This is a genomic window from Gluconobacter sp. Dm-73 (genome assembly GCF_018256215.1).
Lineage (GTDB): Bacteria > Pseudomonadota > Alphaproteobacteria > Acetobacterales > Acetobacteraceae > Gluconobacter > Gluconobacter cadivus.
Window position 1 is genome coordinate 1 of record NZ_JAERLW010000013.1, and the last position, 15,657, is coordinate 15,657.

Here is a 15,657-nt window from a genome sequence, read left to right on the forward strand (position 1 = left end):
GTGAGTGAGCTGCTTGCTGCCGTTCGTTGAGAAAACACAGGTCCCGACACGCTCATTCAGACGACCGATATGGGGGGGGAAGCGGCATGTCCGGTTTAGAGTAGAAAAATCAATAAAATGGACATGCCTCTCTTCTACATGACGAATTTTCTATCACGCCATCAGCCGTGACACTGACAATGTCTTCATCTTCAGGGATCTGCTCAAGAAGCATGGGCAGAACCGGAGCATCACCGACAGTGTTTCTTGTCATGTCTACGGCTCTGATTTCCATTGATCCTTCGTCGATCCCGATATGAAGTTTACGCCAGATCCGACGCTTCGAACCGCCATGTTTGCGGGTGTGCCATTCACCTTCTCCCTCGACCTTGATCCCGGTGCTGTCGATCAAAAGATGAAGTGGGCCGTTCGAACCACGATAGGGGATATCGACCGTCAGGCTTTCCTGTCTGCGGCTCAGCGTACTGAAATCTGGAACAGACCACGGCAGTCCCGCCAGGTGTAGGAGACTTTCAACAAAACCCGTCGTCTGCCGTAGTGCAAAACCGAACAGGACTTTCAGCGTCAGGCAGGTCTGTATCGCAGCATCGCTATAACTCTGCCGCCGTCCCCGACGCCCCGTCGCCATGCCCTCCCAAAGCATGGATGGGTCAAACCACACCGTCAGGGAGCCACGCTTTTTCAGCGCCGCATTATAGGAAGACCAGTTCGTCGTGCGGTAGCGCGTGGGGGTCACTGCACTCATCCCCTCAGATAATAAACCCAAGGCAAAACCGAAATCCCCGCACGCCATTTATGCAACAAAGCCGATCTCCTGGCCCGATCAGACCTGCGATATAGGCCGGGCATATTTTACGCCGCGTCTTGTTACCAAGACCTTCCAGATACGGGACGAGCCATTGCTCAAGATCCGCTTGCCAGTCTTCTTCCAATGCCAGCCTCCGTCAAAGCTGGCTCACCATGAATCACGCAATCAGCCCCATGGGAATCCTAAAAAATATACTTCTGCCAAAGTAGTGCTAGTATCCCGTCGAGACGATGTACAGTACCGCCTCAACAACCCGCCAGAGTTCCGTTCTTCTGAACGGCATCAGAGAAACCAGAAGCGCCCATTTCCGATCGCGTAGATCGCTTTCATAGGTCAGATCATCGCGACGATACTGACGACGGGTGAGTTCAGTCTAGGCCACAATTCACTCCTTTTCTTTGCAAAGACCGAGGAATCACAAACCACTGGAATTGCGCAATTCATTTTCGGCCAGGCTCTTAAGTTAGAATTTGATTATTATCTCCTGCAGTAAGAAGAATTTGATGAAAGTTGGCGCTTGGACCAGTCAACTCTGTTTCCAGAGTGGCAAGAGAGATGCTGGCTCGAGGTGAGGGTCCTGAAATTGGATGGAATGTTGCGCCATCGGCATGGATTTGACTTAAGTAGGCAGGGACAATCGCAACACCTAGCCCAGCTGCAACCATCGGGATTGTTGCAGCGATCTGAGGGGCAGCTTGTCCGAAACGCGGAGTGAAGCCGGCTTGTTGACAGGCCGAGATAATAGCATCGTAGAAACCGGGACCGAGTGATCGATCAAAAATAAGAAATGGTTCCTTTGCTACATCAATCAATCTGAGGGTGTGGCGTTTGGACAGTGGATGGCCTTTTGGGATGGCGATCAGGGTTGGTTCATCAAAGAGGGGATGGAGTGCAATGTCCGGATCTGGCGCTGGTGGACGCACAATGGCGAGATCCACCCGGCGCTCCCGTAAGGCCTCACAGAGAGCAGGAGTGTTACTTTCTTCGAGTGTAATCACAATATCCGGCCACTGCTCACGAAATGCCCGTATGGCTTTGGGTATCAGAGGAAGAAGTGCGACGGCACCTGCCATGCCGATCCTGAGGCGTCCTTGTTCACCGAGGGACAATCCCCTGGCTAGAAGGTGAAATTGCTGCTCAAGACGCAAAATTGTCTGGGCTTTTTCAAAAAGCTGCTCTCCAAAATCCGTCAATGCGGCTCCACGTTTGGACCGTATAAAGAGTTGCACTCCCAGTTCTGTTTCCAGGGATTTGATCTGCTGACTGAGAGGAGGCTGCTCAATGCGAAGCGTCTCCGCAGCTTTTGTGAAGCTGCCATGCTCTGCGATGGCCACGAAATAGCGTAGGTGACGAAGGTCCATATATCCATATGATACACGTATGACAATCAGTCAAAATATATATTGGACGTTTGAAAAGGGGGCCTCCATTCTGTCCGAAGAATTTTTGTTGGAGATACTGAGTTATGGCTTTCACTGTTGGGCATTATCTGGCTGAGCGGCTAACGCAAATCGGCTTGAAGCACCATTTTGCTGTTGCTGGTGACTACAACTTGATCCTGCTTGATCAACTGATTGAGCATGGCGGTATGAAGCAGATCTATGACTGCAATGAGTTGAATTGCAGCTTTGCGGCAGAAGGTTATGCACGCGAAAATGGTGCTGCTGCTGCTGTCGTGACGTTTAGTGTCGGTGCAATTTCAGCAATGAATGGCCTGGGTGGGGCTTATGCTGAAAATCTTCCCGTTATTCTGATTTCTGGTGCGCCGAACTCTAATGATCATGGGTCGGGCCATGTCCTGCACCACACGATCGGCACGACAGATTATAATTATCAAATGGAGATGGTGAAGCACGTTACGTGTGCGGCTGAGAGCATCACCTCGGCAGACACTGCACCTGCAAAAATCGATCACGTCATTCGGACCGCACTGCGCGAGAAGAAGCCAGCTTATCTAGAAATCGCCTGTAACGTTGCGAGTCAGCCTTGCGTTCGACCAGGTCCGGTCTCGTCGCTTCTGTCGCACCTGGAAGCAGACGAAGTTAGCCTCAAAGCGGCGATCGAAGAAAGTCTCGCGTTTCTTGAAAAAGCGCAGAATGTTGCCATTCTTGTCGGGAGCAAGCTACGCTCTTGTGAGGCACTCACTGAAACAGTGGCTCTCGCAGACAAGCTTGGTTGTGCTGTGACTGTTATGGCTGCGGCCAAGAGCTTTTTTTCTGAAGCGCATCCGGGTTTCCGCGGAGTTTATTGGGGGGAGGTCAGCAGCCCTGGCGTTGAAGATGTCATCAAGAGCGCTGACGCTGTTATCACTCTGGCCCCGGTCTGGAATGATTATTCGACTGTCGGTTGGCGGGATTCCGTGCGTGGAGAGCGTGTGCTTGAAGTGGACCCGGGTCGTGTCACGGTGAGCGGAAAGACTTTTGAAGGTTTCCGTTTGAAGGAATTTGTGGCTGCTCTGACGGAGCGGGTGTCCAGTAAGCCTGCCTCTCTGGTGAAGCCGTATACTCCCGTTGCGTTGCCAGTTGTTGACGCTGCCAAGCCGCTCACTAATGATGAGATGACCCGTCAGATCAATGCGTTGGTTGATGGCAACACAACGCTATACGCCGAGACCGGTGATTCCTGGTTCAATGCAACACGCATGCATCTGCCTGAGGGTGCTAAAGTTGAGTCGGAAATGCAGTGGGGACATATCGGCTGGTCTGTACCGTCTATTTTCGGTAATGCCTTGGCTGCTCCTGAGCGTCAGCATGTTCTGATGGTTGGCGATGGCTCGTTCCAGCTGACGGCACAGGAAGTGGCGCAGATGGTTCGTTACGAACTGCCGGTTATCATCTTCCTTATCAATAATTTTGGTTACGTCATTGAGATCAAAATTCATGACGGCCCCTATAATTATATCCAGAACTGGGACTATGCCGCTCTGATGCAGGTCTTCAACCAGGGTGTTCCCGGCGTAGAAAGTGGTAAATACGGACTGGGCTTGCACGCTACGACAGGTGCAGAACTGGCTGATGCCATTGAAAAGGCCAAGAAGAATACGCGCGGGCCAACATTGATCGAATGTAAGCTTGATCAGACCGATTGCACCGAAACGCTCGTGCAGTGGGGTAAATTTGTTGCAGCTGCGAATTCCCGTAAGCCTGTCTGAGTATAGGAAATTCATCTTGTAGATTAACTGAAGGGTTCGAAAACTCTTTGGTTTTGAGGCTGCCTTTGTGATTCCATTTCCCCCGAGTTGATTTGGGCATGGATCATGAAGCAGCCGTGTTTTTTTGATGTTGCAGAGCGACTTGCCCGCCTGAATGGGCTTGGTGATCAACTCGAAGCTTTTCCCCGGACTGTGGATTTTGAGGTCTTCTGCCCTGATCTGGAAAAGGCTCTGGCCTATTTAGGTGGAAGCAAGGGCGGTCGTCTCCCGTTTGATCCCGTGTTAATGTTCAAGATCCTGGTGATCCAGACGCTGAACAATTTGTCTGATGAACGGACGGAATATCTGATCAACGCCCGCCTGTCGCTCATGCGCTTCCTTGGTCTGGAGCTTTCAGATCGAGTGCCGGATGCCAAAACAGTCTGGCTGTTCCGTGAACGCCTGACACAGGCGAGAGCCATTGAAAGGCTGTTTGAGCGCTTCAACGCAATCCTGCGCAACGCCGACTATTTGCCGATATCAGGCCAGATCCTGGATGCAACGCTGGTCGCAGCTACAAAGTCGCACCATACCAACGCTAAGAAAGCCATGCTGCGCGCGAAACGCTCATCCGTGAATTTCCAAAAGGGCTATCAGGCTGGGTTAGCGTAGCCTTCAGTCTAAAAAACCAGGCTAACTCTATTCAGGGATGAATCAGTCGCAGCATTCCTTGGTATTGATGGGACGCCTCACAAATTTGTAGAAAGACATTCAATTATTAAAATAGAAATTAATTACGTCAAACGTAATAGTTATTTACGTCAATTAGATCTAGAATACATAGGGGGATGTATTAAGTTGAATGAAAGAAGGGCAGTAAATATCACGGGGTAGGAATGAAAAACTCACTTCATGTGAAGGAAACACCGTCAATGGAGCTTGCGGAGCAAATCATTGGAACGTGGCAACTTGTTTCTTACCAAGTGGAATTGCAGGCCACGGGTGAATTTATAGACGCAATGGGTGACCACCCCCGTGGTCGAGTGATTTTTACAAACGATGGTTGGATTGCCTTTAACCTTGAGGGCACCGGCCGGGAGCCGGCGCATAGCGATGCGGAACGCTCTCGTTTAATGCAAACTTTGGTTGCTTATATTGGTCGCTATCGTATTGAAGGCAATCAGTGGGTCACGACGGTACAAACTGCATGGGCTCCTGAATGGGTGGGTACGGAACAGCGTCGTACTGTCAAAATTGAGGGTGATACAGCTCAGGTTGTGACTCCGTGGCGAAAAATGCCTAATTGGGCAAAAGATCAAATGTCGCGCAGTATCATTAAATTCGTCCGTGCACACTAGAAACAGTTATCGATATGTATCGGAACTCAGATGATATTTCGATTTCTCTTCTTTCGGGATCTGACCTTGAAAGAAAGAAACACGATATCATCGATTTTTTAGCGACCGGGGATCTGCGTATCGATGATCAAGTTACGACGTTCGTAGTTGCCTTGAGCCAGGATAATGAACGGATTGTCGCTTGTGCTGGATTGGACAAGAATGTTGTTAAATGTGTTTGCGTTGACAAGCAGCTTCGTGGTTCTGGTCTGAGTGTGCGCCTTGGTACAGAAGTTATAATGCAAGGATTGTCTAAAGGTTACGATGACCTTTTTTTATTCACAAAATATATAAATTCTAGGATTTTTGATGGATGGGGATTTAAGTCCCTAGTTGAAATTCCAAATGTAGTCTCGTTTATGGATTATGATTCTACGCAGTTAGAATATTATCTTGATACTTTGAAATCAACCTTAAGGGCAGGAGAGCGTATAGGAAGCATAGTAATGAATGCTAATCCTTTCACAAATGGCCATCGATATTTGGTAGAGCAGGCGTCTAAAGAGTGTGATTGGGTACATGTTTTTCTAGTACGAGAAGATGTCTCCTTTTTTTCGTATGACACTCGCCTCACTCTCGTCAGAGACGGAGTTTCCGATTTAAGAAATGTCGTTGTTCATGAGGGTTCTGATTATATTATTTCTCACGCAACATTTCCTCAATATTTTCTTAAAAAGGACGAAGAAATCACGGAACAAGCATCTGCAATCGATGCCTTAATGTTTCGGAAATATATCGCGCCATCATTAAATATAAATATCAGGTATGTTGGGACAGAGCCAACGGACAAAACAACAGCTATGTACAACGTTGTTTTGAAGAAGTTCTTAGAAGATTGCTCTTATTCAGATAAGAAAATCGAATTAAAAGAGATAGAAAGAGTAAAATTTCAAGATATAGCTGTATCGGCTTCTCGTGTAAGAAGCCTAATTCAGGAAAATAGATATAGAGAAACTGCGGATTTGGTTCCAAAGTCAACATATCTATATCTCAACAAATTCTTTGTGAATGAAAAAGAAGAAAGGAAATCGTGTCATGAAAATTAACAAACGTGGTATCGCAGGCACGCTAGAGTCTAGTGATGTCATGGTGGTAATTAATCCCCATGATTCTCAAGAGATAAAATTGATTGTGCAGAGTAAAGTTGAAAAACAATTCGGTTCTTCGATCAGAAAAACAGTCAAAGATACACTCACAAAATGCGGTGTTTTGTCAGCAGTAGTTGACGTGAGAGATCAGGGTGCGTTGGACTGTGTAATCAGAGCGCGTGTTGAAGCCGCTGTTTACCGGGCTTCTGACGAAAAAACCGTAAAATTTGGAGATCTGTCATGAGACTTCGCCGTAGTATGATGTTTATTCCAGGAGCTAACGCTGGAATGTTGTCTAATTCATATATCTACAAACCTGATTCAGTGATGTTTGATCTGGAAGACTCAGTGAGTTTGACAGAAAAAGATAGTGCACGTTTTCTGGTATTCAATACATTAAAAGAAAACTTGTATGGCGATATTGAAACTGTTGTTCGCATTAACGGGGTAGAAACGCCGTTTTGGGAAGACGATCTTGATATGGCCGTAAGAGCAGGTGTGCAGATTGTTCGCTTGCCTAAAACAGAAACTGTAGAAGAAGTCAAAGAGCTCGAGCAACGTATCGCAAAAATTGAAAAAGATTGTGGACGCACAATCGGCGATACAAAAATTATGGCCGCTATTGAATCTGCTTGTGGCGTCGTAAACTCAGTCGCCATTGCAAAATCGACACCGCGTATGGTGGCAATTGCTTTGGCGGGTTTTGATTACTTGGTTGACATGCAGACCTCCCGGAGCTCAGGCAGTGAGCCCGAGCTATTTTACGCACGAGCTGCAGTACTGCATGCTGCCCGAGCAGCAAAAATTGACGCATTCGATGTCGCTTATGGAAACGTCAATGATGAAGAGGGATTTTTACGCGAAGTCGAGATTGCAAAAAATCTTGGGTATAACGGGAAATCGCTGATTCATCCTCGCCAAATCGAGCTCTTACACAAAGCATATGCTCCGGCCCAGAAAGATGTCGATCACGCTAGAAAAGTTGTCGCGGCAGCTGAAGATGCCGAAAAAAAAGGTCTTGGGGTCATTTCACTTGATGGAAAAATGATTGATCCGCCGGTTGTGCATGAAGCGCAGCGTGTACTTCTCCTAGCTGAACATTCTTGAGGAGGAAAGAAATGGCTTACAATAAAAAAGCAGCCGAAGATTATGCGGCAAAGAATAATATCCCAGCTTTTAAAGGAGTTTTCGCTAATTCTCCGCAGCTGGAAGACATTACGACGAAACAGAAGCGTAAGTTAAAGCCTTCTCTTGAGGACGTTATAAAGTCTTCAGGTCTAAAGAATGGCGGTACGATTTCTTTTCATCATGCCTTTCGCGAAGGCGATAAAGTAGTTTTGCAGGTTGTAAAAAAACTTGCCGAAATGGGCTTTAAAGATCTCACCATTGCTCCCAGTTCGCTGTTGAATTGTCACGATGGACTTCTTGAATTTATTAAATCGGGCGTGATTGCGAAAATCTTTACGTCAGGCCTGCGTGGTGAGTTGGGAGAAGCTATTTCTAAGGGGATCATGAACACACCCGTTCAGATTCATTCTCATGGTGGGCGTGTTCATCTTATTCAAACGGGCGAAATTTCAATTGATGTGGCTTTTCTGGGCGTTGCATCATCAGATGAGTTTGGAAATGCGAATGGAAGTCATGGTGAGCTAAGCTGTGGATCGTTGGGGTATGCAAAGGTTGACGCTGCATACGCACGCTATGTTGCGGTCTTAACACAAGATATAGTGGAATTTCCGAATTATCCAGCAAGCCTCTCTCAAGACCAGGTAGACGCGGTTGTGCAGGTTGACGAAGTAGGAGACCCATCTCTCATCAGTGTTGGCGCAGCTCGGCTTACAAAAAACCCTCGAGATCTGTTGCTGGCACGAATTGCGGCATCTGTCATTGAGAATTCAGGTTATTTCAAAGCAGGATTTTCTCTTCAAACAGGATCCGGTGGTGCTGCAACTGCAACTACCATCTTCTTGGGAGAGAAGATGATTGAAAAGAATATTAAAGCCAGTTTTGCGCTTGGCGGTGTAACGGGTTCTATCGTTGATTTGTTAAAAAAAGGCATGATTGAAGCGATTGCTGATGTACAGTCCTTTGACGTCGACGCAGCTCAGTCATTAAGAGATAACCCAGCTCACACCGAAATTTCCGCGAATGAATATGCAAATCCTTCGTCAAAGGGTGCATACGTCGATCGTATAGATACTGTTTTGCTAAGTGCGCTTGAAGTAGACACCGATTTTAATGTTAACGTGCTAACTGGCTCAGATGGCGTACTACGTGGGGCTTCTGGCGGGCATTGTGACGTTGCTGCAGCTGCAAATTTGACGGTTATTGTTACGCCTCTTCTTCGAGCAAGAATGCCCTGTATTGTTGATTGTGTGAATACGGTGGTCACACCAGGAAAAACTGTCGACGTAGTGGTGACGGATCATGGGATCGCCGTTAATCCGAATAATGTAGATCTCAAAAAACGCCTCGTAGATGCGAGACTTCCTGTTACAACTATTGAGGAGCTTCAGAAAAAAGCTATTCTCCTCGCCGGAAAACCTGATCCTATTCAGTACACAGATAAAGTAGTTGCTGTAGTCCGCTATCGCGATGGAAGTGTGATGGATATCGTTCGTCAGGTTGCGTCGTAAGACGATAGCGCGGAGACCTGATGAAATGACAGAAGGTCCTGAGATTTTTGATTCTATCCTGCGAGCGCGCGAAGAGCGCGCTCGCAGGCAGTTATTTATTTTGAGACGCTTCGAACGCCCGATTATTTCGGTAACGGTTGTTTCTCCAGGGAGTGATAAATGTTCTCCTATCATAATGAAAATATTTTCCGAAGCGCGTAAGAGTATTTGCTCTACTGTTAAAAGTTCGGGCTCACGTGTTTTGCTGGAAGAAGCAAGTGTAAGCTCGTCGGGGCCGGAGGCGATTTTTGTGGTATCGGCTTTGTCTCAAATCGATATCAAGAAAATGACTATGCTATTAGAGGAAACGCATCCTCTCGGCAGGTTGTGGGATCTGGATGTTATCGCACCAGATCAATTTTCCCTTTCTAGAGAAAATTTTGATTTCCCTGCGCGTAGATGTCTTTTGTGTTCCGATATTGCAATGAATTGTGCGAGAAGTAGAAAACACTCCATAGAGGACCTTCGTAGAGAGATGAAGCGGATTTTTTTTCTCTTCGAAAAGGAGAAAAAAAATTGATTACGTCAGAGAAGATATCCCAAATAGCACGATGTGCTTTGCTTAAAGAAATTAATCTTTCGCCTAAGCCAGGGCTGGTCGATCGTTTTGATAACGGTGCCCATTCAGATATGGATCATGCTCTATTTTTAGAGAGCATAGATGCAATAAGTCCTTTTTTTTCGTTATTTTATGAATCCGGCTGTGCGTCGACGTCTTCGAAAGAGGCGCTTAATGATTTGCGTAAAGTCGGCGTGAAATGTGAAAATGCAATGTTTTCCGCGACTAATGGAGTCAATACCCATAAAGGTGGGATTTTCGCTCTTGGTCTTTTATGTGGTGCATCAGGAAGATTAATTTCTAACAATCAGGAATGTACTATAGAAAACGTCTGCATCGAAGTAAGCCGGATCTGCGACGGGTTATTGCACAATGATTTAAGATCGGGAAATGAAAGATGCGCACCCCCTACAGCGGGGCAGCTTATTTATCGACAATACGGCTTCGGTGGTGCACGAGCTGAAGCAGAATCTGGCTTCTTAACCGTTCAACGTTATGCGCTTCCCGCTTATCGCGATGCCTTGTGCGATGGATACTCCGCAGTTGAATCCGAGTTAATTTCGCTTATTTCTTTAATATCAAACAATAATGACACAAATGTTATTTCAAGATCCGGAATATATGGATTGAACTACGCTAAGGTTTTCTCCAAAAAAGCTTTAAATACTTTGCGGGAAAAAGGTTTTGGAAATTTTGAAACAGAGGTTTCTGAGATGAATACTGCATTTATTTCACGGAATATCAGCCCAGGTGGAAGTGCCGACCTTTTGTCCGTGATGTTATTTCTTGTTGATTTCGAGCGTTATTTCTTGAATGGAGAGAGCGTATGTTAGAGATTATTTGCGGAGCTATTTTCCCGATTGTAGTATCGATGATGCTCGGATATCTCGGTGCTTCTATGGGTATGTTTGATCGCGATCAAGCAACTGCGATAAATCGAATGGTACTTAAATTTGCACTTCCAATGGATTTATTTGTTGGAATTTCTAAAATTGATCGTACGCAAATTTTACATTCTGGTAGTTTTGCAGCAATTATTATTTTCTGGATGATTGGCAGCTTTTTTATAACCTATTGGATTTCGCGTTTTGTTTTTAAGCGATCAGTGTCGCTTGCGACACTTCAGGCTTTGGCTATCGGAAATCCGTCGGTCCCATTTGTGGGATCTGCTGTTTTGGGATTTCTTTTCGGTGGGAAAAGTGCGCTTGCCGTTTCTTTGGCGAGCTTAACAATAAATGTTATTCTTATTCCTGTAGTATTTTTTTTACTGTCTAGTGACAATAAGGAGACTATGGGGAATGGCGAGAATTGGGTTTCTCATTTGAAAAATGCGCTAAAACAACCTGTCGTTTTAGCACCACTCTGCGCATTTATCTGGGTTTTATCAGGTATTCCGATTCCAAGATTACTTGATATTTCTTTCATAATGCTTGGAAAGACAACTGGTGGAGCTGCGATGTTCGCAGCTGGCATTTTACTTTGCCTTATGAAACCAATGATCAACAAGATGGTCATTACATCGGTATTTTTCAGAAATATCGCAGCACCTATGGTCGCATGGGGGTTAGCTATTACTGCACACCTTTCTCCTTTTTACTTAAGGGAAGCAGTATTAACATTTGCTATGCCTTCAGCATCAGTGATAGTGATTTTATCAAATCAAATTAAAAAAGGTGAGAGAGAGGCCGCATCAACCGTATTCTTTTCTACAGTGGTGTCCATATTCACGATGGGAGCACTCATAGCTCTCACATCGTGAATAAATAAAGATTTGGCAATTATTACGATGAAAAAATCTTTTTTCATTTTTTCATTTTTGTCTTTTTTTATTTCAACATCCGTATCGTTCGCCCAGAACAATTCAGGAATATCTGAATTGGTCAATGAATTAAAAAAACAAGATAAAAGAATTAGATATTTAGAAAAAGAAATTATTGAACTGCAAGGGCATTCCTATCAAAAGCAGAAAGTAAAAAATAATTATAATGATCATTCAATATTAGACATTCCTTATTATAAGCAGAAGAAGTTTAGGTCTGTTAAAATTTCACATAGAGAAATTAATAATAATTATATAAATTTCCCATTGGTTGCATCTCCTCCAGGAACATTTGGAGCCGTCTCAAATATGCCTTCAAATTCCGGTTCTATTTTGGGTATATCATCACAAATACCAAATAGAACTACTGAGTTTGATGGTTTAGTATTAAAATGGGGAAAAGGTTTACCATCGTTCTCGACGCCTGATGGCAATTATAGCTTCAGAGTTCGTGGTCGAATATTGGCAGATTATGGTGCGTCGTTTTCGAGCCGCTTTCCGCAGCAAAATATTTCAAGAACAATACTTCGCGCGGCTAGACTAGGGGTTCAAGGTAGGGCCCGTAATTTATCGTGGGTATTGGAAGGGGATTTTTCTAGCAATACATTGCAACTCATGAGTGCATTTGCAACCTGGACTGACAAAACAGCTGGGTTACTATCAGAATACACAATCGGAAATAAATTTTCTGAACGAGGTTTTGATGGCTCTACGGGGTCGAGTGATACCGTATTTCTTAATAGAGATATTGTTGCCAATCTGTTAGTGCCCATGATGGGTTGGTACGGCTTAGGCGGTGCATATAAGATATATGGTAAAAACTGGCATATTGCGACGCAAATATCTGGCGATCAAGTCAATTCAACAAATAATACTAACAACGTTAGAGATGATTTAACGTATCTTCTGCGTGCTCACTATATACCTTTCAAGGATAAGGTATCGTTAATTCATTTAGGGTTTTGGGGGTTCTACGAAGATTCAAAACCGACACAAAATTTTACCCAGAACGTGAATTTATTAAATTATACGGATAACGCATTTAATTTTCAGGTCGGACCAACAGCTCCTCTTTCTCATTCTTTATCTGGTGGCGTTGAGCTTTTTGGTATTTGGAAATCTTTTTGGGCATTATTCGAGTTTGGCTTACGAAAGTTATCGCTAAGGCGCACGTATTCATCGTATCCAAATTATGCTCTTTGGGCCGGAAAATCTGGCTCCGAAGAGGCCCTTAGTGTTCAAGGAGGCGTTTTTTTGACGGGTGAGACGCCTAATTACTTCGCGCATTCAGGTGTTTGGGCTGCACCAAGAGTTCTCCATCCAGTAACACAAGGCGGATTGGGTGCGTGGGAAGTTTCTCTTCGATATGATCGTGCGAGTGTATCCCGGAGCTTGGGTAGTTCGAATGCATCTACCGTTACATTAGGAGTTAATTGGTATTTTTTGAATTACGCTCGTTTTATGTTTAATTTTACGCATGCTAATGTTTTAAATACACATGGTTTGTATATCGGTTACAATTCCGGTAATACTCTCGGTGGAAGAATGTCTATAACCTTCTAATATCGAAATTTCGGTTGCTGTGGAATACTGAAGATGAGTCTCGAAGAAATCAGCGATTTAAGATTTTTTGTCGACCTGGTAGACGCAGGCGGTATTACAAGCGCGGCACTGAGATTTGGTGTAACACCACCTTCTGTTTCGAGGCGTCTAAGTAAAATAGAAAAAAGACTCGGAATAAAACTTATAGAAAGAAATACACGACATTTTCATTTAAACGATCATGGGCATTATTACTACGAAAAAGGATCATTGATATTATCAGATATTGATGAACTTGATTATAGAATTTCTTCTTCAGACAAAAAAATTGAGGGATTTTTAAGCATAGGTGCTCCATTAGAGCTTGGATCAAATAAAATAGCGCCATTCGTTGAAAAATTTGTGAAGAAATATCCGAACATCAATGTTAATCTTGCAGTGGCGACTGAAGGCTCATATAATTTCGATGACTATTTAGATATAATTATTCGTATAGGACTTCCAGAGTCTTCAAGCGCAATCGTCACAAAAATTGCATCGACTATTCGTGTGCCATGTGCTTCTCCTGAATATATTAGGATACATGGTGAGCCCAAGTCTCCACAAGAGCTTCAGCAGCATACATGTCTATGTTTGAGACGTTATAAAACCATGGAAGCTATTAATCAGTGGTTGATGGAAAACAATGAAGAATCATTTATCATTAAGGTTGAGCCGAAATTTAGCAGTACGAGTGCAGAGATTATACATAGATGGGCACTTTCCGGTAACGGAATTGCATATAAATTATATTGGGATTTATCGGAGAGCTTACAAACAGGAAAGCTTGTAAGAATACTTCCTAATTATAACGGAGAAATTATATCTTTATATGCTGTATTACCTTCGAAGTCATATGTAAAAAGGAGTGTTCGTATTTTTCTTGATGAGCTAAAATTGTTTGCGAAAGATAATATAGATACTACAATACAAACTATATGATATAGTCTGTACGGTTATAATATAGATAGTTCGAATAGAGGTGGATGGATCGAAAAACTGTTGGTTGATGCTCTCCAAGAAGAGAAAGCGGCGCATGTTGTAGACGATATTGGCGAGCCCGATCCTCATGATGGCCCGGGTGATACCGACAGTTCGGACGAACAGACCCATTTGGAGGGTTCGAAAAACCCTCTGGTTTTGAAACCAGCTCTGTGATTCCATTTGTCCAGTTCTGACTGTGGGAATGGCGCTATGAAGCAGACTGGCTTTTTTGATGTTGAAGAGCGGCTTGCCCGGTTGAGCGGGCTTGGCGATCAGCTCGAAGCATTTTCCCGGACTGTGGATTTTGAGGTGTTCCGCCCTGATCTGGAGCAGGCTTTGGCCTATTCGGACGGCCGTAAAGGCGGGCGTCCGCCATTTGATCCGGTGCTGATGTTCAAGATGGAGGGATCGAAGAACTGTTTGTTGATGCGATTGTCTGATGATTTTAGTTTTTTGGCGCTTTGATTGAGGGTTTCGGGGGTGACTTTCGCTCTGCGTTTTGAGCAGATCGCGGTCCATCGCCAGTGGGAGGACTACGCGCTCGCGTTCAATCTTTCGAGGAAGAGGAAGCGGCGCATGTTGTAGACAATATTGGCAAGGCCGATCCTCATGGTGGCCCGGGTGATACCGACAGTTCGGACGAACAGACCCATTTGCGATTTCTGATCGGCAAAGACATGCTCGACACGAGATCGGACCACCGACTTTCCAGCATTCGATTTCTGGATATGCCGGGGCATAGGTTTGAGATGCGGCTTTTTCCTGTGAACCTTCGAGACAAAGCCCTGCTTGTCCATGAAGTCCTCATTGGCTTTCGAGCGATACGCTGTATCAGCCCAGACGCTTGAGGCCGTATTGGTTTTATCCAGAAGGCCCTCGCGCAGTCTGGCACCATCACTGGCAGCAGCATCCGTTGTCTTCCATTTCCGGATGAACCGGAACTTCCGGTCGATGGAAACATGGGACTTGTAGCCAAAGAACGGAATGGCGAGGTCCGTGGCTGGGATCGTCCCGTCATCCTGCCGCTTCGCTTTGGTAAACTTTAGTGTCCAGCGCGCATGACGGTCCTTATGCGACAGCTTTGCGGGTTTGTCCTGCCAATCTTCAGGAATACGCCCTGCCCGGAGGTCAGCTTTCTCAGCGTTCGTATTGCGCTGCTTTGGGGCGGCTACCAATGTCGCATCCAGGATCTGGCCGGACATTGGCAGATAACCGGCGGTCCGCAGAGTGGCATCAAACCGGTCAAACAGTCTTTCAATAGCTCCCGCCTGGGCCAGACGCTCACGGAACAGCCAGACCGTTTTGGCATCAGGTACCCGGTCCGACAGTCCCAAACCGAGGAAACGCATGAAGGACAGGCGGTCGTTGATCAAATATTCCGTTCGCTCGTCGGACAGATTGTTCAGCGTCTGGATCACCAGAATCTTGAACATCAACACGGGATCAAACGGCGGTCGTCCACCTTTGCTCCCATCTGAATAGGCCAGAGCCTTCTCCAGATCGGGGCGGAACACCTCAAAATCCACAGTCCGGGAAAATGCCTCAAGCTGATCGCCAAGCCCGCTTAACCGGGCCAGCCGCTCTTCAACATCAAAGAAACTCGGCTGCTTCATCTG

At 45.4% G+C, this 15,657-nt stretch carries 13 protein-coding genes and 5 pseudogenes; 13 read left to right on the plus strand and 5 right to left on the minus strand.

The window, feature by feature from the left end; all coding sequences use genetic code 11:
• Positions 1-136 precede the first annotated feature (136 nt).
• The 4 genes and pseudogenes from JK176_RS13040 to JK176_RS13050 form a co-directional block, all read right to left on the minus strand.
• Positions 137-745: pseudogene (locus JK176_RS13040) on the minus strand (IS5 family transposase); the annotation flags it as partial.
• Positions 746-806: 61 nt separating this feature from the next.
• Positions 807-938, minus strand: a pseudogene (locus JK176_RS15010) (IS701 family transposase); the annotation flags it as partial.
• Positions 939-1,025: 87 nt separating this feature from the next.
• Positions 1,026-1,145 (minus strand): annotated as a pseudogene (locus tag JK176_RS13045) (transposase); the annotation flags it as partial.
• Positions 1,146-1,266: 121 nt separating this feature from the next.
• Positions 1,267-2,169, minus strand: coding sequence for a LysR family transcriptional regulator (locus JK176_RS13050; RefSeq protein ID WP_077804029.1), 903 nt, complete (start codon positions 2,167-2,169; stop codon positions 1,267-1,269).
• 104 nt (positions 2,170-2,273) lie between these two features.
• On the opposite strand from JK176_RS13050, the gene JK176_RS13055 reads away from it, so the two are divergent.
• The 13 genes and pseudogenes from JK176_RS13055 to JK176_RS13115 form a co-directional block, all read left to right on the plus strand.
• Positions 2,274-3,959 carry an alpha-keto acid decarboxylase family protein gene (locus tag JK176_RS13055; protein ID WP_077804030.1) on the plus strand — a complete coding sequence of 562 codons (1,686 nt, stop codon included), beginning with the start codon at positions 2,274-2,276 and terminating at the stop codon, positions 3,957-3,959.
• Between the two features lie 105 nt (positions 3,960-4,064).
• Positions 4,065-4,583 (plus strand): annotated as a pseudogene (locus JK176_RS13060) (transposase); the annotation flags it as partial.
• Between the two features lie 251 nt (positions 4,584-4,834).
• Positions 4,835-5,296 (plus strand): lipocalin-like domain-containing protein, encoded by a 462-nt coding sequence (locus tag JK176_RS13065; protein WP_077804031.1) that lies wholly within the window; start codon positions 4,835-4,837, stop codon positions 5,294-5,296.
• Between the two features lie 14 nt (positions 5,297-5,310).
• Complete coding sequence (gene citC / locus JK176_RS13070; protein WP_086649678.1) at positions 5,311-6,381, plus strand: [citrate (pro-3S)-lyase] ligase; 1,071 nt, start codon at positions 5,311-5,313, stop codon at positions 6,379-6,381.
• Positions 6,371-6,667: a citrate lyase acyl carrier protein gene (gene citD / locus JK176_RS13075; protein WP_077804033.1), complete on the plus strand. Its 297-nt coding sequence runs from the start codon at positions 6,371-6,373 to the stop codon at positions 6,665-6,667. Before citC ends, citD begins: the two co-directional genes overlap by 11 nt.
• Positions 6,664-7,530 carry an aldolase/citrate lyase family protein gene (locus JK176_RS13080; protein ID WP_077804034.1) on the plus strand — a complete coding sequence of 289 codons (867 nt, stop codon included), beginning with the start codon at positions 6,664-6,666 and terminating at the stop codon, positions 7,528-7,530. The genes citD and JK176_RS13080 overlap by 4 nt, the downstream gene beginning before the upstream one ends.
• Positions 7,531-7,541: 11 nt before the next feature.
• Positions 7,542-9,059, plus strand: a complete 1,518-nt coding sequence (gene citF / locus JK176_RS13085; RefSeq protein ID WP_077804035.1) for a citrate lyase subunit alpha — start codon at positions 7,542-7,544, stop codon at positions 9,057-9,059.
• Positions 9,060-9,084: 25 nt separating this feature from the next.
• Positions 9,085-9,618, plus strand: coding sequence for a citrate lyase holo-[acyl-carrier protein] synthase (gene citX, locus JK176_RS13090; protein WP_099287728.1), 534 nt, complete (start codon positions 9,085-9,087; stop codon positions 9,616-9,618).
• Positions 9,615-10,490 carry a triphosphoribosyl-dephospho-CoA synthase CitG gene (gene citG / locus JK176_RS13095; protein WP_099287729.1) on the plus strand — a complete coding sequence of 292 codons (876 nt, stop codon included), beginning with the start codon at positions 9,615-9,617 and terminating at the stop codon, positions 10,488-10,490. Before citX ends, citG begins: the two co-directional genes overlap by 4 nt.
• Complete coding sequence (locus JK176_RS13100; RefSeq protein ID WP_211564409.1) at positions 10,484-11,416, plus strand: AEC family transporter; 933 nt, start codon at positions 10,484-10,486, stop codon at positions 11,414-11,416. The genes citG and JK176_RS13100 overlap by 7 nt, the downstream gene beginning before the upstream one ends.
• Positions 11,417-11,443: 27 nt before the next feature.
• Positions 11,444-13,039: an OprO/OprP family phosphate-selective porin gene (locus JK176_RS13105; RefSeq protein WP_211588218.1), complete on the plus strand. Its 1,596-nt coding sequence runs from the start codon at positions 11,444-11,446 to the stop codon at positions 13,037-13,039.
• 33 nt (positions 13,040-13,072) lie between these two features.
• Positions 13,073-13,999: a LysR family transcriptional regulator gene (locus JK176_RS13110; protein WP_077804040.1), complete on the plus strand. Its 927-nt coding sequence runs from the start codon at positions 13,073-13,075 to the stop codon at positions 13,997-13,999.
• Between the two features lie 252 nt (positions 14,000-14,251).
• A pseudogene (locus JK176_RS13115) lies at positions 14,252-14,443 on the plus strand (IS5/IS1182 family transposase); the annotation flags it as partial.
• Positions 14,444-14,574: 131 nt separating this feature from the next.
• Here the strand turns inward: JK176_RS13115 and JK176_RS13120 are convergent.
• The gene (locus tag JK176_RS13120) at positions 14,575-15,654 is read right to left on the minus strand and encodes an IS5 family transposase (RefSeq protein ID WP_194268042.1); all 1,080 of its coding nucleotides are present in this window, start codon (positions 15,652-15,654) and stop codon (positions 14,575-14,577) included.
• Between the last annotated feature and the right edge of the window lie 3 nt (positions 15,655-15,657).